Origin of the sequence: Flavobacterium sp. GT3R68 (assembly GCF_007109225.1) — a bacterium.
In the GTDB taxonomy this organism is placed as follows: domain Bacteria; phylum Bacteroidota; class Bacteroidia; order Flavobacteriales; family Flavobacteriaceae; genus Flavobacterium.
On record NZ_VJZK01000006.1, the window covers coordinates 103,651 to 127,737 of the forward strand.

The following is a 24,087-nucleotide window of genomic DNA, read 5'->3' on the forward strand; positions in this document are numbered from 1 at the left end:
TTTTTAAGGATTTAACGTCCTAATTTTGTATAATTAATTTCAACTCCAAAATCTCCAAAAATAATATGACACGCGCCATCGTACATATGGACTTAGATACCTTTTTTGTTTCCTGTGCAAGACTTGAAAACCCACAATTAAATGGGATTCCTCTTATTGTAGGCGGCGGCGAAAGAGGGGTTGTGGCATCGTGTTCCTATGAAGCCAGATATTTTGGAGTGCGTTCAGCCATGCCTATACGGATGGCATTACAGTTATGCCCGCAGGCAAAAATAATTAAGGGTGATATGGAGTTGTTCTCGAAAAAATCCCATGAGGTAACCCAGATTATCGAAGAAAATTCCCCATTGGTCGAAAAGGCAAGTATTGACGAATTCTATCTGGATATTACAGGCATGGATAAATTTTACGGTTGCTATAAATGGACAAACGAGCTTTCGCAAACCATTACAAAAGAAACCGGACTTCCCATAAGTTTTGCTTTATCTGTAAACAAGACGGTCTCTAAAATTGCTACCGGTGAAGGAAAACCAAAAGGTAATCTGGAGATTCCTCAAAATATGGTACAGCCCTTTCTGAATCCGTTGTCCATCCGTAAAATCCCAATGGTGGGCGAAGTTACTTTTAACCTGCTTTCCAGATTAGGGATTCGGAACATTGAAAAATTATCGGGAGTACCTGCCGAAGTACTGCAAAGTATGATCGGCAAAAATGGTCTTGAATTATGGAAAAAAGCCAATGGCATTGATAATACACCTGTAGAACCTTATACAGAAAGGAAATCTCTTTCTACGGAGCACACCTATCTTCAGGATACGATTGACATAAAACAAATACAATCATTGATTTTGGGCATGGTTGAAAAACTGGCCTACCAGGCACGATGTGAGCAATGGTTAGTCTCTACCATAGCTGTAAAAATACGATATGCCAATTTTGATACTGAAAATTTACAAAGAAAAATATCATACACTTCCTGTGATCATGTTTTAGGGAAAATGGCCCTAGAACTATTCCACAAACTGTACAATCGGCGTATGCGTATAAGACTGGTTGGTATAACCTTTACAGGTTTAGTCAGGGGAACATACCAGATGAATATGTTTGAGGACACGGAAGAAATGATAGCGCTCTATCAGGCCATGGATAAAATTAAAAAACGCTTCGGTTATGATGCGGTGACGCGCTGTGGCGGAAGAAACCAGAAGTCAAAGGCAGGAAATATAATTTCAAATCCAAAAGCACAATTTCTAAACCCAAAAAATCCTGAATAATGTACCTCAACTGCCATTCTTTCCATTCCCTACGCTACGGCACTATTCCATTAAATGACTTAGTGGAGCAAGCCGTATTGTATAATGTGAAAGCCATGGCATTGACAGACATCAATACGGTAACGGGCATTTATGATTTTATAAAAGCTTGTGAAGCAGTCAAAATGAAACCTCTTGTTGGAGTTGACTTCCGTAATAATGGCAGGCAGCTTTACATCGGGATTGCCCAAAACAGAAAAGGTATTGCCGAAATGAACTGTCTGTTGACCAAGCATAACTTTGAAAACACACCTTTACCGGCACCTCATTTTGAGAACGTCTTTATCATTTATCCGTTCGATAAAGTTCCGGATAAGCTGAAGGAAAATGAATTTATAGGCATCAGTGCGGAGCAATTGCCTAAACTGTACAATGTCGCCTGGAGAAAAAAAATCCCTAAAATGGTCATTTTCCAACCAGTCACGTATCGGACAAAAAAAGAATTTAACCTTCACAAAATACTTAGGGCGATTGACCTCAACATTATAGGCTCTAAATTGACTGAGGATGATCATTGTAAGATTTCCGAAGTAATGATTCCCCTGGAAAATCTGATTTCAAAATTCAGCGATTACCCGCAGATTATTCAAAACACCCAAAAAATACTGTCAGAATGTAATTTCGAATACGATTTCAAAACACCAAAAAATAAAAAACACTACACGACAAACAAAGAGAATGATATTCAATTACTCACAAAACTGTCGTACGAGGGAATGCTCCATCGGTATGGCCCCAACAATTCGGAGGCTATAGCAAGGGTTGAAAAGGAACTGAAAGTAATCCACGAACTGGAATTCAGTGGCTATTTCCTGATTACCTGGGATATTGTACAATACAGTATCAGTCAGGGCTTTTTGCATATAGGCCGTGGTAGCGGTGCCAATAGTATCATTGCGTATTGTCTTGATATTACGGATATCTGTCCGCTGGAACTCGATTTGTACTTTGAGCGATTTTTGAATCTTAACCGGAAAACGCCGCCAGATTTTGATATTGACTGGTCCTGGCGCGAACGCGATACCATTTTGGAATATATTTTCACTAAATATGGCAGGGATCACGTGGCTTTTTGCGGGACCAATGTAGAGTTCAAGTACCGTTCTATTTTTCGGGAAGTGGGAAAAGTTTTTGGTTTGCCTAAAGAGGAACTGGATCAATTGGCAAAAAATCCAATGATAAAACATCATGGGAATGCCGTCGTCAAAATGGTTCAGGCTTATGGAAAGATGCTCGAAAAATACCCAAACCAGCGCAGCATGCACTCTTGCGGCATTATCATTTCAGAGGAACCAATAACCAATTTCACAGCGCTGGAAATGCCGCCAAAAGGTTTTCCAATAGTACAGTTTGATATGCACGTTGCAGAGGAAATTGGCTTTGATAAATTTGATATCCTAAGCCAGCGCGGTATTGGGCATATCGACGATACCGTGAAGCTGGTTAAAAAAAATCAAGGTATCGATGTTGATATCCGTAACACTTCGATATCAAAAGATGAGGGTCAATGCAATGAGTTTCTAAGCCATGGTAAAACCATTGGTTGCTTTTATATCGAAAGTCCTGCGATGCGGGGGTTATTACGCCGACTTAATTGCAACAATTATAAAACACTCGTGGCGGCTTCCTCTATCATCCGGCCGGGTGTTGCCCAAAGCGGCATGATGAAGGAATATATCTTCCGACACAATCATCCGGACAAATTCGACTATTTCCATGAGGTTTTTAAGGAACAATTGGGTGAAACTTATGGCATTATGGTCTATCAGGAAGATGTGATCAAAATAGCGCTGCATTTTGCAGGAGTTCCTGCATCAGATGGGGACATACTTAGGAGGGCAATGAGTGGCAAAGGTCGTTCGAAATCAGCGTTGCAAAAAGTAAAAGATAATTTTTTTGCCTGTTGTGCAGAAAAGGGTCATCCTTTACAGCTCAGCCAGGAAATCTACCGCCAAATAGAATCCTTTGCCGGTTACTCCTTTTGCAAGGCACATTCCGCTTCATACGCGGTCGAAAGCTACCAGAGCCTGTATCTGAAAGTATATTACCCTGTTGAATTTATGGTTGCCGTAATCAACAATCATGGTGGTTTTTACAGAACGGAAGTATATGTACATGAAGCCCGGATGTCCGGGGCCGTGATTAACAATCCGTGTGTCAACAAAAGCGAATACGAAACCACTCTTTACGGAATTGACGTTTATCTTGGCTTGATGCAACTCGAAGGATTGGAAACAAAAACAACTCTCCGCATTGTCTCCGAACGCCAGGCTCATGGGGAATACCAATCCCTGGAAGATTTCATCAATCGCATCCCGATAGGTATTGAAGGAATACAAACATTGATTTTCATTGGAGCCTTCCGTTTTACGGGTCAGACAAAAAATCAATTACTCGTCGTTGCAAGACTGATATTGGTCAATTATAAACCTGAGAACAGGAATTTAATGTTACTTCAGGAACCCGTTAAGGAATATAAGCTTCCGGTATTGGAGCGTTCCCTTTTTGAAGATGCTTTCGACGAAATTGAGCTGCTGAGTTTCCCTGTTTCCTGCTCCCCTTTTGATCTGCTTCAAACCAATTATCGGGGTGATGTATTGGCGAAAGACTTATTGAAGTATCATAGGAAAACGGTCAAAATGATGGCGTATCTTATTTCCAGAAAACATGTTCCCACCAAAATTGGCGCGATGTACTTTGGCACTTGGATTGATGCTGAAGGGCAGTTCTTTGATACAGCACATTTTACTGACTCGCTGAAACAATATCCTTTTCAGGGTGGAGGCTGTTATTTATTATTGGGGAAAGTAGAAGTGGATTATCATTTTCCAACCATCACTATAATCAAAATGGCTAAAATGCCCTTCATACCGGATCCGAGATATTCCAACTCCCCTGATCGGCAGTACAAAGCCCATCAGCAAATACGGGAAGATGTCAGTATGACGCATCGGGCACCATACCCTCAGGAACATGAGATAAATCTGCCAAGAAATAAAATGATTCCATCTTAAATCAAGATAAAACTTAATAAAATATACATTATGCTACTTTTTGACGATATAGAACTCTTTACTAACGGCCTTGGCGGCAAAAAAAAATTTGACCTGCCGGACACCGACTTGATGCTGTGCGATAATTTTTTCAATAAAGATGAATCCGATTATTTTTATACCACACTGCTTAGGGAAACTCCATGGAGAAAATCTGAAATGACCATGTATGATAAAGTCCACAACATTCCACGATTGATTTCCTGGTATGAAGACAAAGACAATTTAGGAGCCGATTCAACACGGCCGGACTGGACACCGGAACTACTGAATATCAAAAAGAGCGTCGAAACCGAAACCGAAATGCTGTTCAACAGTGTGCTTCTGAATCTATACCGTAATGGGAATGATGGGGTATCATGGCATAGTGACCGCGAGGAAAATTTTGGGAAGGATGCCATTATCGCATCGGTTAGTTTTGGCGAAACCCGGATGTTCCGCATGCGTCATAAATTCAGAAAAGACATTCCGATGGTAGAAATTCCGCTGCATCACGGATCGCTACTATTGATGGCAGGAACTACACAAAGCTTTTGGCAGCATCAGGTTCCGAAAACAGCGAAAGACATTTTGCCACGAATAAATCTAACCTTCCGACAGATAAATCGAGGATTAATTGAACTTTAAAGTTTCCGCAATTTTCACTAACTTTATAGGATATAACTGCTTAGCTGTCCTGAATATTTCTCCTAATAACCAATTATGATGAAAAAATTTATACAGAATAACAGTCTCACCATTGTGTTTTTTTTAATGTTTCTAGTTACTATAGTCGGTCAGATTGTATTCGGTTTAGAAGAATACAATAAAGTCCGTGTTGAGGAAAAGCTTGCTCCTGTAGCATTGAATCAGTATTTTAATTCAGGTCATTTTTTAGAATCCACTTTTGAGAATTGGGAAAGTGAATTTTTGCAAATGGCGCTCTTTGTGGTATGTACCATATTTCTGCAGCAAAAAGGTTCCTCAGAATCGAAAGACTTCAGTAAAGTGCAAGAGGTGGATCGCGAACCATCGCCAAAGCGAAAAAATGTGCCTTGGCCTGTTAAAACGGGTGGATGGATATTATCTCTTTATAAACATTCCTTAACCATTGCGTTATTTTTGTTATTTGCCATATCGTTTGTGATCCATTTTTATGGAAGTCTCCAGGATGAAAATGAACAATTGGCCCTAAAGCACCAACCACTCGAAACAGTATGGGATTATCTGGCTGATTCCAGATTTTGGTTTGAATCGTTCCAAAACTGGCAAAGTGAATTTCTATCCGTTTTTGCAATCGTATTATTATCGATTTGGCTCAGACAAAAAGGGTCGCCACAGTCCAAACCTGTTGATGCTCCCAACAGTAAAACTGGCGCGTAGATATAAAAAAACCGTAAAGCTTAAGATTTACGGTTTGTTGAAATTATTCCGGAAGGACAACCTCACCCTTCCATTGCAAAATGCCTCCTAAGAGGTTGAATGCGTTTTCAAAACCCATCTGATTCATCAGGTTACAAGCTTGCTCGCTACGCGCCCCTGATCTGCAATAGACGTAATAATTGTTCGATTTGTCCAATTCTTCTACCTGATAAATAAATCCCTGCCCTTTGTATATATCGATGTTGATCGCATGGGGAATCATCCCATCATTAAACTCGTCTTCTGTCCGTACATCCAGAATCACAGCATTGACATCCTGTTCGAGTTGGGCAATCCAATCTTCTTGTCTCAAATTCATTTTACAGCTTTAATGCATTAGTAGACACCAAAATTCGTCAAAAATATAGTAACAAAAAAATGTTTAGACAAAAAAATCCCGATTACACTAATGCAATCGGGACTTGATAAACTCAAAAAGGTTTTATTCTATAATTAATTTTTTAGAAGCTTTTTTACCATCGCTTTCCACATTCAGGATATATACTCCCTTGGAAAGTCCATTGAATTTTAGCTCCTGTGTAAATGTTATATCGGAATTAGAAAACGATTTGGAATAGATATTTCTACCACTTATATCAAACAGGCTCACATTCACATCCGATGTAGCGCTCAATGAAAGCATAACAGTTCCTTTTGAAGGATTTGGATAAAGTGCAAAAGTATTAAAGTTATTTTGAGTTGCTCCCAAAAGTGTTCCTTCAATAACAAAATTATCAATGATAGCGCCCTCTTCTGTAGCTGAATCATCGGAATGGAATACAAATCGGAACAACATATTCGATTGTGGTGTGGCACCGCCATTACCAAACTGTGCTAAACTATAACTGTATTCTCTCATTTTAGCGTTAATTCCATCCCCTCTAGGATTCGCAAGCGCACCTTCGCCTGTCCATTGTCCACCAATACAATTGAAACAATCTGTTCCGTTTGGCAATCTTGAACTGGTATACCAGGTTGAACTGGTTCCTGTTCCTAAAGGACTCCATGTAGTCCCATCTGTAGAATATTCCATGTACATAAGATCCCAATCGGTCTCAAAGTCATAAGCCATATTAAATTTCACAACCGGGCTGGTAACATTTGTAAGATTATAACATTGGGAAACCAGAAAAGCCTTTGTTTTATCCGGGTATAATCCAGCTAATTTAGTCGCATATACGGGAGAATTTCCAGCAACTGTATTACTTAATTGGGTTTTTGTTGAAGTTCCTCTCTGCCACACACTGTTTGTACCCGCTTGATCAATTGAAACCAAGGCATCTGCAGCAGTATTAAATGAATTGATCGTTCCAACCGTTCCGGCATCATTCACCACAATAAGAGATGTTTTTGTATTGTTTGCAGCATTCCCATCGCTTGTCACTGTTGTAGTCACGCTAAGGATATGTGTCCCTCTCGACAACGCCCCGATAGTAAATGGGAAATTTTGGGTAGAACAAGCCGTTAAAGATCCTGTCCAGGATGTATTAGTTGCTGTACCTCCATCAATATTATAAGAAATTGTTACCGATGTAATAGGATTAGTTCCTGCATTTTCAAAAATTATACTTGGACTGAAACTGGTGTTACAGGCAACGGCTATATTTTTAGTAACACTTTTAAGGTTGACATCATTTGGGTAAGCTGTATAGCTTGTTCCTACGTTTACGGCGAACCAGGAATCCATTACCGCTTTATATTCCGCGCTTGAAGCACAATACAAATTTCCTGCCACAGCAAGACAAGCGTTTCTCGCATCAGCATAAGTTGAATTGGAGGTTAGATAATCTCTTTCAGCTAAATAAGCAATTTCGGCTGCCTTCGCCAAACCAATTCCGGTAACATTATATGTATCTCTTTGAGCAACCGGAGCGTTATTTGTTGCGGCCTCTCCTACAGCAAGGATATAAAACCAGTGGTTCATTACACCGCTGTTTTTATGAACACCACAATAATCATTTCCGGATGTCGGAGTACAAGTCCCATCATCGGCAGTAGTGGTCCAGTACGTTCCTTTTACACAATCCGGATCGCTTTTCACGTTAGGATCAGCCATAGAACGCAGTCCGCCACCTGCAGCCAGGTCCTCACCTATTTTCCAAACGTTTGCTACTGGAACTCCCGTCATCGAACCCGTTCTTCCGTAATGCTCAATACAGGCTCCCCAAATATCCGAATATCCCTCATTCATTCCACCCGACTGATTTTGGTAAGCCAGGTTAGCGGTGTATGTACAAATAGCATGACCAATTTCGTGGGCACATACATCAATTGATGTCAAAGCATTTAGCGAAATACCGTCACCATAAGTCATCACAGAACCGTTCCAAAAAGCGTTGTCCAAATCAGTTCCCGCAACTTTTCTAAAGTGAACATAACTTTTTATTTGTGCACCTGCATCGTCATAACTGTTTCTGCTAAAAACGTTTTTCCAGAAATCGTAAGTCATTTCGGCACCCCAGTGGGCATCCAAAGCCGCATCGTCTTTATTGGTGTTGCTAAATTCTGCGGCTGTCCAGCTATTATCCAGATCTTCGAAATGCTTATCCTGATACGTAGTCAATTTTTCACAATTGTATGTAACAATACCATTTCCGGCTCCTCTGGTTATTTCCTGCAAATTGTATTTGGAAGTTATTGCATTCAGCGAAGTTTCAATATTTTTAGCACCACTATATCTGGTTGCTGCATTTCCTGTTGCCAGCGCTTCAATTTTAGCGGCATATTCTTTTGATTCCTTATCAGAAATTAATCTGTTGGCATGTTTGATAAGTGGATTTTTATATAATATTTCGCCGGTGTGAGCATCAACAAATATTTCTTCACGTGAAATCGGCTCCATCGCATACACATCAAATTTATAGGCTAAGCGTACTTCCCCGGTTCTTACTTTTGGAAAAACAACCAATTCCCCTTGAGGTTTACTGTAATCCATTATTTTGGCCTGAACGGCATCTTCCCAAAGGTATTTCTGGGCATGAGTATCAATTAAAGCACGTTCGAACGCGTCAGCTTCACTCAAAGTTGGAGTTAGATTCAACTGATCTGCATTGTAGATTTCCCCATTTACCGAAGTAACCATACCATTTAAACTGTGGGTAATCAACATTCCGAATTCAACTTTTATTCCTTTATAGAATTGTTGGTAGCGCTGATGCGTCATTTCGATTTTATCAGTTGTAGCTTTTTTAGTCTCAAAAGTGTTGTCTTTTCCAAGGTTATTAGCCTTTGTAAAAGCAGCAATTGCAGCATCCAAAGGAATTCCATCTTCAAAAGAAACGGTTTTTTGGTAAGGCGCATCATCCTGCATCTTACTATTTACCTGTGCCGAAACCGTTGAAGCAGTAATAAGCAATAATGCTATAAATGCGGAAAAATAATTTTTTTTCATGGTAATGGGGTTGTATTAATAGAATAAGGCAACGAATATATTAATAATTTATCAAATTCTAAAATTTTGAATTGTTAGAATTTTAGACAAAAAAAAATTAACATAAAAATAACAACACATTTGTATGCACAAATTAAAAAAGCTCAGTACATTTGTATCTACAAATATTGTAATAACAATTATGACAATTGAAGATATAATTAAATCCAATGCACCCCTGCCAATTCCTAAAAAAACGGTATTGAATATTTTTTACACTCAAAATATGATAGCCGATAAATTTAACGACTTGCTCAAACCTTATGATCTTTCAGGAGAACAATTTAATGTTTTGAGAATCTTGAGAGGACAGCACGGGCAACCAGCCAATATGTGTCTGATTCAGGAGAGAATGTTGGCCAGAACCAGCAATACTACCCGGTTGGTCGATAAATTACTTTTGAAAGAATATGTTACCCGCGAAGTATGTCCGGAAAACAGAAGGAAAATGGAAGTACAGATTACCGAAAAAGGACTCAAACTCTTAGAGGAACTCGACCCCAAAGTAGTTGAACACGAATTATCTTTTTCGAGAAATTTAAATCCCGAAGAGTTGGAAATATTAAACACCTTATTAGAAAAATTCAGAAATCAATAAATAAACAATTACAGCAAAATATGAGTAATTTCATTCACCATCAAAATTGGAGGTATGCAACTAAAAAATTTGATGCAGCAAAAAAAATAGCCCCGGAAGATTTAAACATTTTGAAGGAAGCTATCCGTTTGAGCTCTTCTTCTTACGGATTACAGCCGTACAAAGTACTAATCGTTGAAAACAAGGATCTTCGCGAGAAACTTAAGGCAGCTGCCTGGGGTCAAAACCAGATTACGGATGCTTCACAAGTGATTGTTTTCGCTAATCTGATCAACATAGGCAATGAAGAAATTGACGCTTATGTCCGCAATATTAGTGAGACCAGAGGGATTCCAACTGAAAATCTTTCAGGTTATGGGGACTTCATGAAATCGAAAATCACTTCTATGGCACAGGATTTGAAAAGCATCTGGACATCGAAGCAAACGTATTTAGCTCTGGGGAATTTGTTGAATGCTGCAGCTGAATTAAAAATCGACGTAACACCTATGGAGGGGTTTGATGCTGGTGCCTTCAATGAAATATTAGGTTTAACCGAAAAAGGACTGAATGCGTCAGTAATTGCTACTATCGGTTACCGACATAACGATGATGAGACACAGCATCACAAGAAAGTAAGAAAATCACAAGAAGAATTATTTATCAATTTATAATCAATAACTAAACTCAATTTACACACATGAAGAATTTAAAAACAATTGCATTAGCATTATTAGTAGCTTTCGGAACTGCAACGGTAACAGCTCAAACAAAAAAAGTTGACGTATCAAAAAGCCAGATTAACTGGGTTGGTAAAAAAGTAACCGGACAACACGAAGGGACTATTAATTTACAGGACGGTGCCTTAGTATTCAAAGGGAAAAAATTAACAGGAGGAAATTTTACAGTTAACATGACAACCATCAGTGCTACAGACTTATCCGGAAAAGGGAAAGCAAGTTTAGACGGTCACTTGAAAGCTGAAGATTTCTTCGGAACTGACAAATACCCAACATCAAAATTGGTTTTTAAAACTATAGCTGACAAAGGAAACAACACATATACTGTAACTGCTGATTTGACTATCAAAGAAATAACAAATCCAATCACTTTTGATGTTGTTGTAAACAAAGGCGTTGCAACAACAAAATTAATTGTGGACAGAACCAAATACGATATTAAGTATGGTTCAGGAAGTTTCTTCGAAGGATTGGGAGACAAAACAATATCTGATAACTTTGAATTAAACGTTAATTTACAGTACTAATTAATAGAAAAGCATACCACTATAAATAAAAACCCTGATGAGAAATTGTCAGGGTTTTCTTTTATAATAGAAATAATTTTCATGGATTTAATTAAAATTCAATATGTTTTTTATGTAACTTTGTTAAAAGTCAATTCAGGATAACTCCAATTCCTTTATTGGAAATTTAAAATCAGTATTAATTTAAATCAAGTACAATGAATAAGATTCTATCCGTTTTATTGGTATTATTTATTAGTATTACCATTTCCGCACAAACAAAGCCAATCAATATTTCAAAAAGCAAAATTACCTGGGTCGGTAAAAAAGTCACCGGTCAGCACGAAGGTATCATTAAGTTTAAGGAGGGGGCTCTGATATTCAAAAACAAGAAGCTCATTGGAGGACATTTCACAGCGGATATGACTTCGCTTACCAATACAGATCAAAGCGGAAAAGATAAAGAAAAATTGGAAGGACATTTGCGATCCGGCGATTTCTTTGATGTCGAAAATTTCGGCACTTCAAAACTGGTCTTCAAATCCATTACCAGTAAAAAACTCAATTCCTATACTGTTAACGCGGATTTGACCATCAAAGGCAAAACCAAACCGGTTACGTTTGACATGTTTATAAAGGGTCGGGGCGCTAAAGCAAAAGTAATTATCGACAGAACAAAATACGGTATTCAATACGGTTCCGGCAGCTTTTTCGATGATTTGGGAGACCGAACCATCTATGATGAATTCGAACTGAATGTAAGTTTGTTTTTTTAACATCAGAAAAATAAAAAAGAGGCTGTTGATATCGACAGCCTCTTTTTTTTGTGCAAATTCAAAAAATCTCTTTTTCATTATCTTCCCGGAACGAATCAATGTTTTTCAAATAGGGATCAACAACGATTTTTACCGGCTTCCCGGAAACTGTGATTTTTCCCGTAACATGATTATTTTTTAGCACAAATGTATGAAGTGTTAACACCGCATTATCATCATAGATGCCGATATCGATGGTATGGTCGTTTGGAATTAATTTCGTCTTTCCTTTTCCGTTTTCCGAAAATTTAAAACTGCTGGCTTTGAACCTGATTTCATATCCTATATCCGGAATGAGTTTGCTGCTGACACTTTCTACTTTTGATGAATATGTAATGATTTGCTTAAATAATTCATCTATTTTGTCGTGGGATTCTATTGGCGCTACTTTGTAGATTTCATTCAAAAAATCCTGTGAATCAGCAGGTGACTTCGGATAACCATAATTCACGATAAGCGATTTAAGTACGTGATTCACCCTCCCCTCACCTATCAGCATCCGCAATTCATGCATCACCACCATTCCTTTGTTATACGGCAAATGCGGCGTGTCATAATTGGTTTTGTAAAGCGGTCTTTCCTCAGAAAATGCACGATAACTCAGGTATTGATCCAAATGGATACTGACCGTTTCCAACATGCGCTCCCGCCCATGCGCCTTTTCATACAGCATCAGTTCGGTATATTGCGCTAAGGTTTCCGTCAGAATCCAGCCCCCCTCTTTAACTTCTGGATTAAATTGCGACGATCCCCACCATTGATGCGATAATTCATGCCCTGCCGTCATATTGATGGCGTCTTCCTTATTTCCATTACTGCAATCACCATAAAAACCTCCGTTCTCTTTCATGTATATGGTCGTAGGATATGCAGTACCCGAAAAACCTTCGGCGAAAGCCGAGATTTCTGCATAACGGATTACCGCATACGGGTATTTCCCGAAGTTTTTGTCGCAATAATCCAATGTCTTTTTGGTATCCCGAATAAGTTCATTTACATTTCTGTGATGCCGGGCATCATAATACACTTCAATGGAAATGCCTTTATAAACTTCCTTCTTCACTTGATATTTTGCCGACGAAAACGCAAAACGAAATGGAATTGGCTTTTCTGTTTTATAATGAAAATAATTTCTGTCATTAGTTTTCCATTGCTTAACCAAGGTCCCGGAACCAATCGCCGTCTGATTTCCTGAAGTGGAAACCGTGGCATCCAAATCGATAAATTCATGGGGATATGGACCTGGAATCCTGTCTTCAAATTTGGGAATAGTTGTTGGTGTTTTTAAATTTCGCTCCAGTCTTTCCTTTTCATTGTCAATTTCATTGGAACTCTGATATCCAAAACGCGGAAAATAATTACTGATCCTGATAAATGAACCATTATCAATAATGGAATTGAATGGTGTATGTCCTTTGAACTCAGACCATGACGATTCCATTGAAAAATCCATTTGTATGGTATCGTTTGTACGAAAAGGTTGCTCCATTTTATACCAATAATGACAATATTCCAATTCCTGCTGAAGCAATTTAGCGTTCGGAATACTTACAGAAGTCAATTTCGGATTTTCATTGACATAAATCAGTAAACTGTCAATGTTTTTCCCTGTCGTATTAATCAGCTGATACATTCCCCTAACGGTATACCGCTGTTCCTCCGGATATAAATCAATGTTTGTCTTTACTTTAATTACAGTGGGCTGGGCGAGTTTTTCATATTTTCTAAATCGGGTTTCATACGCTTGCTTCCAATCCATTATGTCAGATTTAGTGGTGTATGGAAACTCGATATTGGTCTTATAAAAAATATAACCTCCAAAGCCAATAAAAAACAAAGCTCCCAACGACAAAAATCCTTTTTGTGAAAAATTCATTTTTTTCAATTGAAGCGAATCTTTTTTCCATAAAATGCCACTGAAAACGATTAAGATCATGACCAATCCCAAATTATAAAGTATTTTTAAATGGAAAGCAACCGTGTAATTTCCAAAACCATTCATATCAAAATAAGGAACTTTGAGTACATCGGCAAAGCGGAACAACGGATGATTAATCCCTAACAGTTTCCCGAAACTACTGCTAAATAGAAACACTATTACTGCAGAAACTGCCAAACCAATATATTTGTTGGAAATGAAAGTCTGCATCGCCAATAATATTGTTGAAATCAGGAACATAGGCACGCCTATGAAATAAAACAACGACAGATAATGCCCAATTTCAATCGGAGCATTGTCTTTTACTATTTGGAACGCAATCCCAATAAGGATACTGGCTGAAATCAGTAAAAGCGGAATTGTCGTCAATGAAAGTAATTTTGAAAAAAAAATGCTATACGAATTGGAAGGTGTTGCGTTTTCAAGCATTTCAAAATTTGTGTTTGCGCTCCTCCAAATCAATTCATTACTGTAAAATAGAAGCACCAGAATCGTCACAAAAGGCAATATTTCCATAATGGTTGTCATCATCAAGGATGTATTAGTAATGCTTTCCGGCATTCTGGTTCCCCCATCAAAGGCATTAATTATTTCAATAACTATAAGCCCACTCAGAATCATCAGAATCAATAAAAACGGAATTCCCTTGACCACTGAAACAATATCAATCTTAACAAAACTGAAAAAGACTGAAAGGTTATGTTTTCTCGTTTGGATTTCAGCATGAATACTTCGATATGGCAACACTTTTAGAGAATGTTTTGCTATGTTTTTTTCTTTTTTTACTTTTTTAGAATTTATCTTTCTAAAGGAGAAAATGGAATACGACAATCCTAATATTAAAATGGAAATGAGAAACCATAACACACGGTTAAACAGCAAATTCCCTGTTAATTCTATTCCATGCGTATTTCTGCGAAAGCTGGTCCAATAGCGCGTTTGCTCAAAAAAAGCAGCCAGTCCGAAGGAATCCATTTTAGCCACCATTGCCATGGCTGCTCCTGACGCGGGCGATGCTCCCGCGAGTAATGGAGAATTCGAAAAGACAGACCCGACGATGTATAAAATATAAATCAGCAAACCGCCAACATACACAATGAGTTTATTTCTTGTCAGCCAGGCCAATGCCGTTAAAATGGTCGTGCACAGTAAAATATTGGGTATAGCCAGGATCAAAAACGGCCATAAATAAGTCGTTAGAGAAAAATCGGCCATTGCTTCATTTTTGAGCCACGGCATATGATGTCCAATCATCATCCCGATAATAGCCATTCCAAAAGACAACACTCCTATTCCAAAAACCGACAAAAACTGACTACCCAAATAGTTTGTTTTCGAGACCGGAGTTGCATAAATAATCACATCCATTTTGTTTTCGCTGTCACGCAAAAGTGTTTGCGCCACAAGCAGTGTCATCGAAAATATAATTCCAAGTGATAAAATCCCTACCAAATATGTAATCATGTAAGGTGAATTCCGGTCCATACCCGGCATGGCATTGTTTCCGCTTGCTGCAAAAAAACCAAGGAGTAAAAAAACCAGAAAGGTCACATAAAATAATACGTTTTTGGTGTGATAATGCCATTCAAAAGTGATTAATTTCCTAAACATAATCCCGTTTTTTAGAATGATTCTGATGCAAAGCAATAAAATACACATCCTCAAGATTGGGAGCAATCGATGTAAAACCGGAATCAGGCCGGATATCAGAATGCACATGAATATTCATCTTTCCGGCATTCAATTGAGACGAAATTACATTTGCTTTTTCTCTGTAATCCGCGAGCTCATCCTTTGCAATGGTCTTCATCCAAATCTCGCCATTGATGGCTGAAATCGCTTCTTCCGGTTTGCCTTGCGCAATTATTTTTCCACTGGCGACAATCGCCATATTAGTACATAAATCAGTGACATCGGCTACAATATGGGTTGATAACAGCACGATCTTGTTCTCGCCGATTTCACTCAATAAATTATTGAATCGGTTCCGTTCCTCCGGATCCAAGCCAGCCGTGGGTTCATCCACAATAATTATTTTTGGATCTCCTAATAATGCCTGCGCAATCCCGAATCGCTGGCGCATTCCTCCTGAAAAAGTGTGAACAGCCTTATGTTTATGATCTATTAAATTGGTCTGTTGCAATAAGTTCATAATCTGCCCTTGGCGGTCACTTTTGTTGACAATACCTTTCAATATTGCTAAATGATCCAATAAACGGTAAGCAGAAATCTTTGGGTAAACCCCAAATTCCTGGGGCAGATACCCCAGACTTTGACGTATATGCAAGGGATTTTCAATGATGTTGACGCTGTTAAATTCGATGCTTCCGGTATCCGGCTTTTGCAAGGTTGCAATAGTCCGCATTAATGAGGACTTTCCGGCACCATTAGGCCCCAGCAAACCAAACATGCCGTTGGAAATTTCAAGCGAAACGTCGTTTATCGCTTGCACTCCGTTGTCATAAGTCTTACAGAGATTGTTGATTTTTAATGTGTTCATTTTTTGATGATTTTTTCCGCTGCGCTCCAAACACTTTGGCTGCACTTCGGGATGATTGATGATTAAATTAAATATTTTTTCTTTTTTTAAAAAATTAAGGCAAAAGAAAGCCTGTCGGCCAAATGGGCCGATATTTAAATCCGGATTATAAAAATTTATTCGGGGATGTATTCCAAAATATCTCCCGGCTGACAATTCAATGCCTTACAGATGGATTCCAGCGTATCGAAGCGGATACCTTTGGCTTTGCCCGTTTTTAATATAGATAAATTAGCAGGTGTGATCCCCAGAATTTCAGCCAATTCTTTCGATTGCATCTTTCTTTTGGCAAGCATTACATCAACGTTGATTATAATTGGCATAGGCTTAAATATAAAGATCTTGTTCGTTTTGCAACTCGACACCCTGCTTAAAAATGGAAGCCATAAAAAATATAAAGATTCCAATAATAAAATGCAGGACAGTTAGCATCACCATGGTGCTTCGTTCTTCCGAAAATTCCGAAAACAATGACAGTAACAGAAACACAATTCCGGGCACCGTCAAATTCACAATATAAAATCTGGACAGTTTTATTACCGAATCTGAAGTAAACAATTTAGATTGTCGGAAAGCCAAAAATACATCGCTCAAAAGCCATAGAAAAACTCCATACAATCCAATTCCTAAAAGCATTTCCAGAATAAACAGCTTCGTGTATTCTCCCAAAAGAAAAGGTATATCAGTAAAAGGATACAGAATATCAAATCTTTTATCAGCGGTAATGACAATCGGGTTCCCTATCACGTCCGACTGAAACGACAGAAACAATACCACAGCCGCATAGACAAATGTAATTAAGTATAGCGACGCCAGAATTCGCGTCAGGTAAAAAAGGATTGTAGCTACAAATCGAACAGTTTTCATTTTTATTAAAATTTATTTTTATTATTACAAATATATAATTAATTATCGTAAAACAATATTTATTTACATATTTTCGATAATTACTGACCCCTTAAAAAGAATTCCATCCGGAATTTTTATTGCAATTTCCTTGGTTTATAATTTTACATTACTACATTTGTAATTCAAAATATAAAGATGAACACAATTTTAAACAATACTTGGTGGTGGAATAATTTACGTCAAAAGTCGTGAACTAATCCTCTATTGTATTTTTAAATTCAAAATATAAAAAGGCTTGTCAATCACGACAAGCCTTTTTTTTATTCCCAAAACCGAACAAACAACATCATGCAAAAATATAAGTTACATACGCATTACAAACAAATCCTGGCCGATACCATAACCCCGGTAAGTGTCTATCTAAAAATCCGCGATAAATTTCCGAACAGTTTATTGTTGGAAAGCAGTGACTATCACGCCAATAATAACAGTTTTTCATACATCTGCTGTAATCCTATTGCATCCATCAGAATTGAAAACGAAACCATATTTAAAACTTTTCCGGATATGACTTCCGAAATTATTGCAATTCAAAAAGAGACAAGCATTCCCGAAATTCTTCAACAATTTGCGTCCCAATTTCAATCAGAGAGCAATGATTTTAAGTTTATCAACAATGGACTATTTGGCTACATCGCCTATGATGCAGTTCGTTATTTCGAAAAAGTAACCATCAGCCAGAAAAAGAACAATTTACAGATTCCTGATATTTTTTATGCTGTGTATCAGAATATTATCGCCATCAATCATTTCAAAAATGAAGCGTATATTTTTTGCCACAGTCTTGATAACAGAAATAATATTCCAGAAATTGAGCAATTACTGCAATCCAAAAACTTTGCGTCGTATTCCTTTTCAAAAGAAAATAATTTTACCTCCAATTTATCGGATGATGAATTTAAATCACATGTGAGCTTAGCAAAAAAACACTGTTTTCTTGGTGATGTTTTTCAACTGGTTTTATCCCGACGGTTTACCCAAAATTTCAAAGGCGACGAATTCAATGTATACCGGGCGCTGAGAAGTATCAACCCGTCGCCCTATTTATTCTTTTTTGACTATGGCAATTTCAAAATCATGGGATCGTCTCCCGAAGCACAACTGATTGTTAAGAATGGAAAAGCCGAAATTCATCCTATTGCCGGGACTTTCAAACGGACCGGGGATGACGAACAAGACACTATTTTAGCCCGACAGCTTTCGGCTGATGCCAAAGAAAATAGTGAACATGTGATGTTGGTGGACTTGGCCCGAAATGATTTAAGTCGAAATGCCACCCATGTTTCAGTTGAAAAATATAAAGAAGTGCAGTTTTTCTCCCACGTCATTCATTTGGTTTCAAAAGTTACAGGGCAATTAAACGACAAAGCAACCACCATGCAAACAGTAGCAGATACATTCCCCGCGGGAACCTTATCTGGGGCACCCAAACACAAAGCCATGCAACTCATTGAAAGTATTGAAAATACCAATAGGAATTTCTACGGAGGAGCAATTGGTTTTATGGATTTTGATGGTAACTTCAATCACGCAATTATGATTCGTACTTTTTTGAGTAAAAACCACCAACTGCACTATCAGGCCGGCGCGGGAATTACAAGCAATTCGGATGAAGAAAACGAAATGCAGGAAGTCTATAATAAGTTAGGGGCGCTAAATAAAGCATTGGATTTAGCCGAAACATTATAAAAAAATCAAACAGATGAAAATTTTAGTCATAGATAATTACGATAGTTTCACATACAATTTAGTGCATTACCTTCAGGATCTAAATTGCGAGGTAACCGTGTACCGTAATGATGAATTTGATATTGCGGAAATCAAAAACTTCGACAAGATTTTGCTATCACCGGGTCCTGGAATCCCGGATGAAGCCGGACTTTTGAAAGAAGTCATCCGAACCTATGCCGCAACCAAAAGCATTCTAGGCGTATGTCTAGGGCAACAGGCCATCGGAGAAGTTTTTGGCGGAAGCCTGATTAATCTGCAAAAAGTCTATCATGGTGTGGCATCACCAATATCAGTGATTGTCGATGATGAAAGTTTATTTAATGGTCTGAACAAAGAAATAGAAGTCGGCCGGTACCATTCCTGGGTGGTCAACCCCGTAAATTTACCTGACGTTTTAGAAATTACTTCCATAGACGAGAATGGCCAGATTATGTCACTTCGACACAAAACACTTAATGTTCGGGGTGTTCAGTTCCATCCGGAAAGTGTATTGACACCAGACGGAAAGAAAATCCTGGAAAACTGGCTAAACAGCTAATCCCTCAAAATTCATCAAAATATAATGCCTGATTTTAAACAAAATAGTTAGAATCCTAAACTTTCTACATCAACTATAAAATGAAAAATATACTGAACAGACTTATTCAACACGAAACGCTTTCCAAAGAGGAAGCCAAAATGGTGTTGGTTAATATTTCCAACGGGAATTACAATCCCAGTCAGATTGCCAGTTTTTTAACGGTATTCATGATGCGTCATATTACCATTGAAGAACTTTCCGGTTTTCGCGAAGCGTTGTTGCAATTGTGCATCCCAATTGATTTATCAGCTTACAATACCATTGATTTATGCGGAACAGGAGGCGACGGAAAAGACACTTTTAATATCTCGACCTTAGCTTCATTTGTTACTGCCGGAGCCGGAATAAAAGTGGCAAAACACGGTAATTACGGGGTTTCTTCCATTTCCGGTTCCAGTAATGTAATGGAAAGCCTGGGGATTAAGTTCAGTAAAGACTCTGATTTTCTGGAAAAATGCATCGACCAGGCCGGCATTTGTGTATTACACGCTCCCCTATTCCACCCTGCAATGAAAAACGTCGCGCCTATCCGAAAGGAACTTGCGGTTAAGACGTTTTTTAATATGCTGGGGCCGATGGTAAATCCTTCGTTTCCACAGAATCAATTAGTAGGCGTTTTCAGCTTGGAACTGGCGAGAATGTATGCCTATCTCTACCAAAATACGAAAACCAATTTTACCATTTTACACAGTCTGGATGGCTATGATGAAATTTCATTGACCGGAAGTACTAAAACAATTTCTAATACCATGGAAGGCATGTTGCATCCCGAAGATTTTGAAGTATCACTTTTAAAACAAACGGAAATTCAAGGAGGTACTACCATCGAGCAATCGGCTGAAATGTTTCTGAATATTATTTCGGGAAAAGGAACAACAGCACAAAACAATGTGGTCTGCGCCAACGCCGGAATGGCGATTGCGACTGTCAATACCCTTACACCAAAACAAGGATTCGAATTGGCTATGGAAAGTCTTCAGAGCGGAAAAGCCCTGGAAAAATTAAAAAAACTGCAACAATTAAGTGTATAGATTATGACGATTTTAGACAAAATAATCAACGATAAAAGACGGGAAGTCATTCTAAAAAAATCCATTATTCCGATTTCCCAACTCGAAAATTCAATACTATTTGGAAGCAAAACCATTTCACTAAGCAAAAACTTAAGAAACAGCGTTTGCGGAATTATTGCCGAACACAAACGGCGTTCGCCTTCTAAAGCCATCATCAGCCAGGACTTCACAGTAGAAGAAGTGACACGAGGTTATGAAAGCGCCGGTGTTTGCGGCATTTCAGTTTTAACGGACAGCAAATATTTTGGTGGTTCCTTAGACGATTTAATATTGGCAAAAGCTTCTGTAAATGTTCCGCTACTGCGAAAAGAATTTATTATTGACGAATATCAGATTCTGGAAGCCAAAGCCCATGGAGCTGATGTCATCTTGCTCATAGCGGCTGTTTTGACCCGAGAAGAAATCAGACAATTATCCCAATTTGCGCAGTCCTTGGCTATGGAAGTTTTATTGGAGGTCCATGATTTGGAAGAATTGCAAAAAGCGATAATGCCCAGTCTGGATATGATAGGAATCAACAACCGTAACCTGAAAACCTTTGAAGTCAGCCTCGATTACAGCAAAGAATTAGCACCCCAGATTCCAGATGAATTCGTGAAAGTCTCCGAAAGCGGCATCAGCAACACCGAATCCATCAAAGAATTGCAACAATACGGTTTTAAAGGTTTTCTTATTGGGGAAAATTTCATGAAAAGCAATAATCCAGGCAAAAGTGCCGCCGAATTTATATCTGAATTACACCTATGAAACTCAAAATCTGTGGGATGAAATATCCTGAAAACATAGTTGAAGTCAGTAAACAGCATCCTGATTACTTGGGATTTATTTTCTATGAAAAATCTACCAGATATTTTAATGGTGAAATTCCGGAACTTCCAAAAAGCATCAAAAAAGTAGGTGTTTTTGTGGATGCACCTTGGGAAGAAATCATTTCTAAAATAGATCAATACGATTTAGATATAGTTCAATTACACGGAAATGAAACCCCTGAATTCTGTAAGCTATTGCAACAAACTCCAATTGAAATCATCAAAGTATTCTCGGTAAATGATGATTTTAATTTTGAGGTTTTAGCACCTTACGAAGCGGTTTGCGATTACTTTTTGTTTGATACCAAAGGAAAATTACCGGGCGGAAACGGAATCCCTTTCAACTGGAAAATTTTAAAAAAATACAATTCCGCCAAACCGTTCTTTTTAAGCGGAGGCATTGGTATCGAAGAAATTGATAAAATAAAAAAAATGAATTTACCTGTTCACGGCATTGATGTCAACAGCAAATTTGAAACCGGACCCGGATTAAAAAACGCAAGTGCAATTCGGGAATTGTTCCTTCACAAAAACAATATTATGAGAACAACTTATAACGTCAACGAGAAAGGCTTTTATGGCAATTTTGGCGGCGCCTTTATCCCCGAAATGCTCTATCCTAATGTCGAGGAATTACGCCAGAACTATCTCCAAATAACCGCTGAACCATCGTTTCAGCAAGAATTTTCAAATCTGTTGAAAGATTATGTCGGAAGACCAACGCCGCTTTATTTTGCGGAACGTTTATCAAAGGAATACAATACCAAAATCTACCTGAAACGGGAAGATTTATGCCATACCGGCGCCCATAAGGTCAACAATACCATTGGACAGATTTTATTGGCAAAACGCCTGGGCAAAACACGGATTATTGCCGAAACCGGAGCTGGCCAACACGGCGTAGCCACTGCAACCGTTTGTGCGTTAATGGGATTGGAATGCATCGTTTATATGGGCGAAATCGACATCCGGCGCCAGGCACCCAATGTAGCCCGAATGAAAATGCTCGGCGCGGAAGTCCGTCCGGCAACTTCAGGTTCCAAAACCTTGAAAGACGCGACCAATGAAGCGATCCGCGATTGGATCAACAATCCCGAAAACACGTATTATATCATCGGCTCGGTCGTGGGGCCCCATCCCTATCCGGATATGGTGGCGCGTTTCCAGAGTGTTATTTCCGCCGAAATCAAATCACAATTACTGGAAAAAGAAGGTCGTGAAAATCCTGATTACGTCATAGCCTGCGTGGGCGGTGGAAGTAACGCAGCGGGGGCATTTTACCATTTTTTGGATGACGATCAAGTGAACCTCATCGCCGTGGAAGCTGCCGGAAAAGGCATTCATTCCGGTGAAAGTGCCGCAACCTCAGCTTTAGGGAAAATCGGGATTATCCACGGAAGCAAAACGCTTTTGATGCAAACGGACGACGGACAGATAACCGAACCCTATTCCATTTCGGCCGGGCTGGATTATCCCGGCGTAGGACCGATGCACGCGCATTTATACGAAACGAAAAGAGCCGAATTCCTGTCTATTACCGATGACGAAGCCATGCATTGGGGCTTAAAATTGTCCCAGTTGGAAGGCATCATTCCCGCAATCGAGACCGCACACGCATTTGCCGTATTGGACAATAAAAAGTTCGAACCAACCGACATTGTTGTAATTAACCTCTCTGGTCGCGGTGACAAGGATCTGAATACGTATATCGATTATTTTAAATTTTAATTGGGCGTTACCGCAAGGGTCAGGTCATCCGCTATATCCCCGCAAAAAAACGGGGGATACCGCTGCTACCCCTAACGCAAACAAAAAAATAACATGAACAGAATCAACACAAAATTACAGGAAGACAAAAAAATCCTTTCGATATATTTTTCGGCAGGTTACCCGAACCTCAACGATACCGCAGCCATAATCCAGGATTTAGAAAAAAGCGGGGTTGATATGATAGAAATCGGATTGCCATTCAGCGACCCGTTGGCCGACGGGCCAACAATCCAGGCGAGTTCCACTGAGGCTTTACAAAACGGAATGACTACCAAATTGCTGTTCGAACAACTGAAAGACATTCGGAAAACGGTCCAGATTCCGTTGCTTATTATGGGGTATTTCAATCCGATCTTGCAATTTGGAGTAGAAGAATTTTGCAAAAAATGTGCTGAAGTAGGTATCGATGGATTAATCATTCCCGATTTACCTATAGACATTTATGAACAGGAATACCAGTCCAATTTTGAAAACCATAATCTCAAAAACATTTTCCTGATTACGCCACAAACCTCAGAAACCCGAATCCGTAAAATAGATGCAATTTCCGATGGATTTATTTATATGGTCAGCAGTTCAAGCGTAACAGGAAGTCAAAGTACTTTTGGTGACAACCAGAAAAATTATTTTGAAAGAATTGCAAAGATGAACCTCAAAAATCCGCAAATTATTGGATTTGGAATTAGTAATGCCGCTACATTTTCACAAGCGGTACAGCATCAGAAGGGAGCCATTATAGGAAGTTCATTCGTCAATCATTTAAGTCAAAACGGCATTGAAACTATTGCAGCCTTTATTCAGCAGATTGCAAACCCAGTTGTTAAAGAAAAGTTAAAATAAAATTAAACGATTGTTTAAATTAAACAGTTGTTTAATTTTGTCCCCGATTTAATTAGCAACTG

20 protein-coding genes and 1 pseudogene are annotated in these 24,087 nt (G+C 38.7%); 15 read left to right on the plus strand and 6 right to left on the minus strand.

Annotation, left to right across the window (positions count from 1 at the left end):
* The first annotated feature begins 65 nt into the window (after positions 1-65).
* From dinB to FNW07_RS11850, 4 genes are all read left to right on the plus strand, one after another.
* The gene (gene dinB / locus FNW07_RS11835; protein WP_126743963.1) at positions 66-1,274 is read left to right on the plus strand and encodes a DNA polymerase IV; all 1,209 of its coding nucleotides are present in this window, start codon (positions 66-68) and stop codon (positions 1,272-1,274) included.
* A complete protein-coding gene (locus tag FNW07_RS11840; RefSeq protein WP_126743964.1) occupies positions 1,274-4,327 on the plus strand; it encodes a DNA polymerase III subunit alpha in 3,054 nt (1,017 codons plus the stop codon). The genes dinB and FNW07_RS11840 overlap by 1 nt, the downstream gene beginning before the upstream one ends.
* Before the next feature lie 30 nt (positions 4,328-4,357).
* Positions 4,358-4,993, plus strand: a complete 636-nt coding sequence (locus FNW07_RS11845; protein WP_126743965.1) for an alpha-ketoglutarate-dependent dioxygenase AlkB — start codon at positions 4,358-4,360, stop codon at positions 4,991-4,993.
* A gap of 75 nt (positions 4,994-5,068) precedes the next feature.
* On the plus strand, positions 5,069-5,728 hold the full coding sequence (locus FNW07_RS11850; protein ID WP_255512764.1) for a DUF6766 family protein: 660 nt from the start codon (positions 5,069-5,071) through the stop codon (positions 5,726-5,728).
* 43 nt (positions 5,729-5,771) lie between these two features.
* Here the strand turns inward: FNW07_RS11850 and FNW07_RS11855 are convergent, their stop codons facing one another.
* Together FNW07_RS11855 and FNW07_RS11860 are read right to left on the minus strand one after the other, a co-directional pair.
* Positions 5,772-6,086 carry a rhodanese-like domain-containing protein gene (locus tag FNW07_RS11855; RefSeq protein WP_126743966.1) on the minus strand — a complete coding sequence of 105 codons (315 nt, stop codon included), beginning with the start codon at positions 6,084-6,086 and terminating at the stop codon, positions 5,772-5,774.
* Between the two features lie 123 nt (positions 6,087-6,209).
* Positions 6,210-9,158, minus strand: a complete 2,949-nt coding sequence (locus FNW07_RS11860) for a M4 family metallopeptidase (protein WP_126743967.1) — start codon at positions 9,156-9,158, stop codon at positions 6,210-6,212.
* 181 nt (positions 9,159-9,339) lie between these two features.
* Here FNW07_RS11860 and FNW07_RS11865 point away from each other — a divergent pair, with 181 nt between their 5' ends.
* The 4 genes from FNW07_RS11865 (at position 9,340) to FNW07_RS11880 (ending at position 11,796) form a co-directional block, all read left to right on the plus strand.
* A complete protein-coding gene (locus tag FNW07_RS11865; protein WP_126743968.1) occupies positions 9,340-9,795 on the plus strand; it encodes a MarR family winged helix-turn-helix transcriptional regulator in 456 nt (151 codons plus the stop codon).
* A gap of 20 nt (positions 9,796-9,815) precedes the next feature.
* On the plus strand, positions 9,816-10,448 hold the full coding sequence (locus FNW07_RS11870) for an NAD(P)H-dependent oxidoreductase (RefSeq protein WP_126743969.1): 633 nt from the start codon (positions 9,816-9,818) through the stop codon (positions 10,446-10,448).
* 26 nt (positions 10,449-10,474) lie between these two features.
* Positions 10,475-11,041, plus strand: a complete 567-nt coding sequence (locus FNW07_RS11875) for a YceI family protein (RefSeq protein ID WP_126743970.1) — start codon at positions 10,475-10,477, stop codon at positions 11,039-11,041.
* 197 nt (positions 11,042-11,238) lie between these two features.
* Complete coding sequence (locus tag FNW07_RS11880; protein WP_126743971.1) at positions 11,239-11,796, plus strand: YceI family protein; 558 nt, start codon at positions 11,239-11,241, stop codon at positions 11,794-11,796.
* A gap of 58 nt (positions 11,797-11,854) precedes the next feature.
* Here the strand turns inward: FNW07_RS11880 and FNW07_RS11885 are convergent, their stop codons facing one another.
* The 4 genes from FNW07_RS11885 to FNW07_RS11900 all read right to left on the minus strand — a co-directional run bounded on the left by FNW07_RS11885 (position 11,855) and on the right by FNW07_RS11900 (position 17,180).
* Positions 11,855-15,385: a M1 family aminopeptidase gene (locus FNW07_RS11885; RefSeq protein WP_255512765.1), complete on the minus strand. Its 3,531-nt coding sequence runs from the start codon at positions 15,383-15,385 to the stop codon at positions 11,855-11,857.
* Positions 15,378-16,274 carry an ABC transporter ATP-binding protein gene (locus FNW07_RS11890; protein ID WP_126743973.1) on the minus strand — a complete coding sequence of 299 codons (897 nt, stop codon included), beginning with the start codon at positions 16,272-16,274 and terminating at the stop codon, positions 15,378-15,380. The genes FNW07_RS11885 and FNW07_RS11890 overlap by 8 nt, the downstream gene beginning before the upstream one ends.
* A gap of 155 nt (positions 16,275-16,429) precedes the next feature.
* Positions 16,430-16,636, minus strand: a complete 207-nt coding sequence (locus FNW07_RS11895) for a helix-turn-helix transcriptional regulator (protein WP_126743974.1) — start codon at positions 16,634-16,636, stop codon at positions 16,430-16,432.
* 4 nt (positions 16,637-16,640) lie between these two features.
* Positions 16,641-17,180 (minus strand): DUF2975 domain-containing protein, encoded by a 540-nt coding sequence (locus FNW07_RS11900; RefSeq protein ID WP_126743975.1) that lies wholly within the window; start codon positions 17,178-17,180, stop codon positions 16,641-16,643.
* A gap of 330 nt (positions 17,181-17,510) precedes the next feature.
* Here FNW07_RS11900 and FNW07_RS11905 point away from each other — a divergent pair, with 330 nt between their 5' ends.
* From FNW07_RS11905 to trpA, 7 genes and pseudogenes are all read left to right on the plus strand, one after another.
* Complete coding sequence (locus tag FNW07_RS11905) at positions 17,511-18,911, plus strand: anthranilate synthase component I family protein (protein WP_126743976.1); 1,401 nt, start codon at positions 17,511-17,513, stop codon at positions 18,909-18,911.
* Between the two features lie 13 nt (positions 18,912-18,924).
* Positions 18,925-19,491 (plus strand): aminodeoxychorismate/anthranilate synthase component II, encoded by a 567-nt coding sequence (locus tag FNW07_RS11910; RefSeq protein ID WP_126743977.1) that lies wholly within the window; start codon positions 18,925-18,927, stop codon positions 19,489-19,491.
* An 80-nt stretch (positions 19,492-19,571) separates the two neighbouring features.
* Positions 19,572-20,564, plus strand: coding sequence for an anthranilate phosphoribosyltransferase (gene trpD, locus FNW07_RS11915; protein WP_126743978.1), 993 nt, complete (start codon positions 19,572-19,574; stop codon positions 20,562-20,564).
* Between the two features lie 3 nt (positions 20,565-20,567).
* Positions 20,568-21,353 (plus strand): indole-3-glycerol phosphate synthase TrpC, encoded by a 786-nt coding sequence (trpC, locus tag FNW07_RS11920; RefSeq protein WP_126743979.1) that lies wholly within the window; start codon positions 20,568-20,570, stop codon positions 21,351-21,353.
* Between the two features lie 17 nt (positions 21,354-21,370).
* Positions 21,371-21,925 (plus strand): annotated as a pseudogene (locus FNW07_RS14035) (phosphoribosylanthranilate isomerase); the annotation flags it as partial.
* A 30-nt stretch (positions 21,926-21,955) separates the two neighbouring features.
* Positions 21,956-23,143 carry a tryptophan synthase subunit beta gene (gene trpB, locus FNW07_RS11925; RefSeq protein WP_370511512.1) on the plus strand — a complete coding sequence of 396 codons (1,188 nt, stop codon included), beginning with the start codon at positions 21,956-21,958 and terminating at the stop codon, positions 23,141-23,143.
* A gap of 93 nt (positions 23,144-23,236) precedes the next feature.
* On the plus strand, positions 23,237-24,025 hold the full coding sequence (gene trpA, locus FNW07_RS11930) for a tryptophan synthase subunit alpha (RefSeq protein WP_126743981.1): 789 nt from the start codon (positions 23,237-23,239) through the stop codon (positions 24,023-24,025).
* The last annotated feature ends 62 nt before the right edge of the window (positions 24,026-24,087 follow it).

Excerpts from the sequence above, each read along its gene's own strand:
- dinB (WP_126743963.1), top strand. The coding sequence starts at position 66 with ATGACACGCGCCATCGTACATATGGACTTAGATACCTTTTTTGTTTCC.
- FNW07_RS11840 (WP_126743964.1), top strand. The coding sequence starts at position 1,274 with ATGTACCTCAACTGCCATTCTTTCCATTCCCTACGCTACGGCACTATT.
- FNW07_RS11845 (WP_126743965.1), top strand. The coding sequence starts at position 4,358 with ATGCTACTTTTTGACGATATAGAACTCTTTACTAACGGCCTTGGCGGC.
- FNW07_RS11850 (WP_255512764.1), top strand. The coding sequence starts at position 5,069 with ATGATGAAAAAATTTATACAGAATAACAGTCTCACCATTGTGTTTTTT.
- FNW07_RS11855 (WP_126743966.1), bottom strand. The coding sequence starts at position 6,086 with ATGAATTTGAGACAAGAAGATTGGATTGCCCAACTCGAACAGGATGTC.
- FNW07_RS11860 (WP_126743967.1), bottom strand. The coding sequence starts at position 9,158 with ATGAAAAAAAATTATTTTTCCGCATTTATAGCATTATTGCTTATTACT.
- FNW07_RS11865 (WP_126743968.1), top strand. The coding sequence starts at position 9,340 with ATGACAATTGAAGATATAATTAAATCCAATGCACCCCTGCCAATTCCT.
- FNW07_RS11870 (WP_126743969.1), top strand. The coding sequence starts at position 9,816 with ATGAGTAATTTCATTCACCATCAAAATTGGAGGTATGCAACTAAAAAA.
- FNW07_RS11875 (WP_126743970.1), top strand. The coding sequence starts at position 10,475 with ATGAAGAATTTAAAAACAATTGCATTAGCATTATTAGTAGCTTTCGGA.
- FNW07_RS11880 (WP_126743971.1), top strand. The coding sequence starts at position 11,239 with ATGAATAAGATTCTATCCGTTTTATTGGTATTATTTATTAGTATTACC.
- FNW07_RS11885 (WP_255512765.1), bottom strand. The coding sequence starts at position 15,385 with ATGTTTAGGAAATTAATCACTTTTGAATGGCATTATCACACCAAAAAC.
- FNW07_RS11890 (WP_126743973.1), bottom strand. The coding sequence starts at position 16,274 with ATGAACACATTAAAAATCAACAATCTCTGTAAGACTTATGACAACGGA.
- FNW07_RS11895 (WP_126743974.1), bottom strand. The coding sequence starts at position 16,636 with ATGCCAATTATAATCAACGTTGATGTAATGCTTGCCAAAAGAAAGATG.
- FNW07_RS11900 (WP_126743975.1), bottom strand. The coding sequence starts at position 17,180 with ATGAAAACTGTTCGATTTGTAGCTACAATCCTTTTTTACCTGACGCGA.
- FNW07_RS11905 (WP_126743976.1), top strand. The coding sequence starts at position 17,511 with ATGCAAAAATATAAGTTACATACGCATTACAAACAAATCCTGGCCGAT.
- FNW07_RS11910 (WP_126743977.1), top strand. The coding sequence starts at position 18,925 with ATGAAAATTTTAGTCATAGATAATTACGATAGTTTCACATACAATTTA.
- trpD (WP_126743978.1), top strand. The coding sequence starts at position 19,572 with ATGAAAAATATACTGAACAGACTTATTCAACACGAAACGCTTTCCAAA.
- trpC (WP_126743979.1), top strand. The coding sequence starts at position 20,568 with ATGACGATTTTAGACAAAATAATCAACGATAAAAGACGGGAAGTCATT.
- trpB (WP_370511512.1), top strand. The coding sequence starts at position 21,956 with ATGAGAACAACTTATAACGTCAACGAGAAAGGCTTTTATGGCAATTTT.
- trpA (WP_126743981.1), top strand. The coding sequence starts at position 23,237 with ATGAACAGAATCAACACAAAATTACAGGAAGACAAAAAAATCCTTTCG.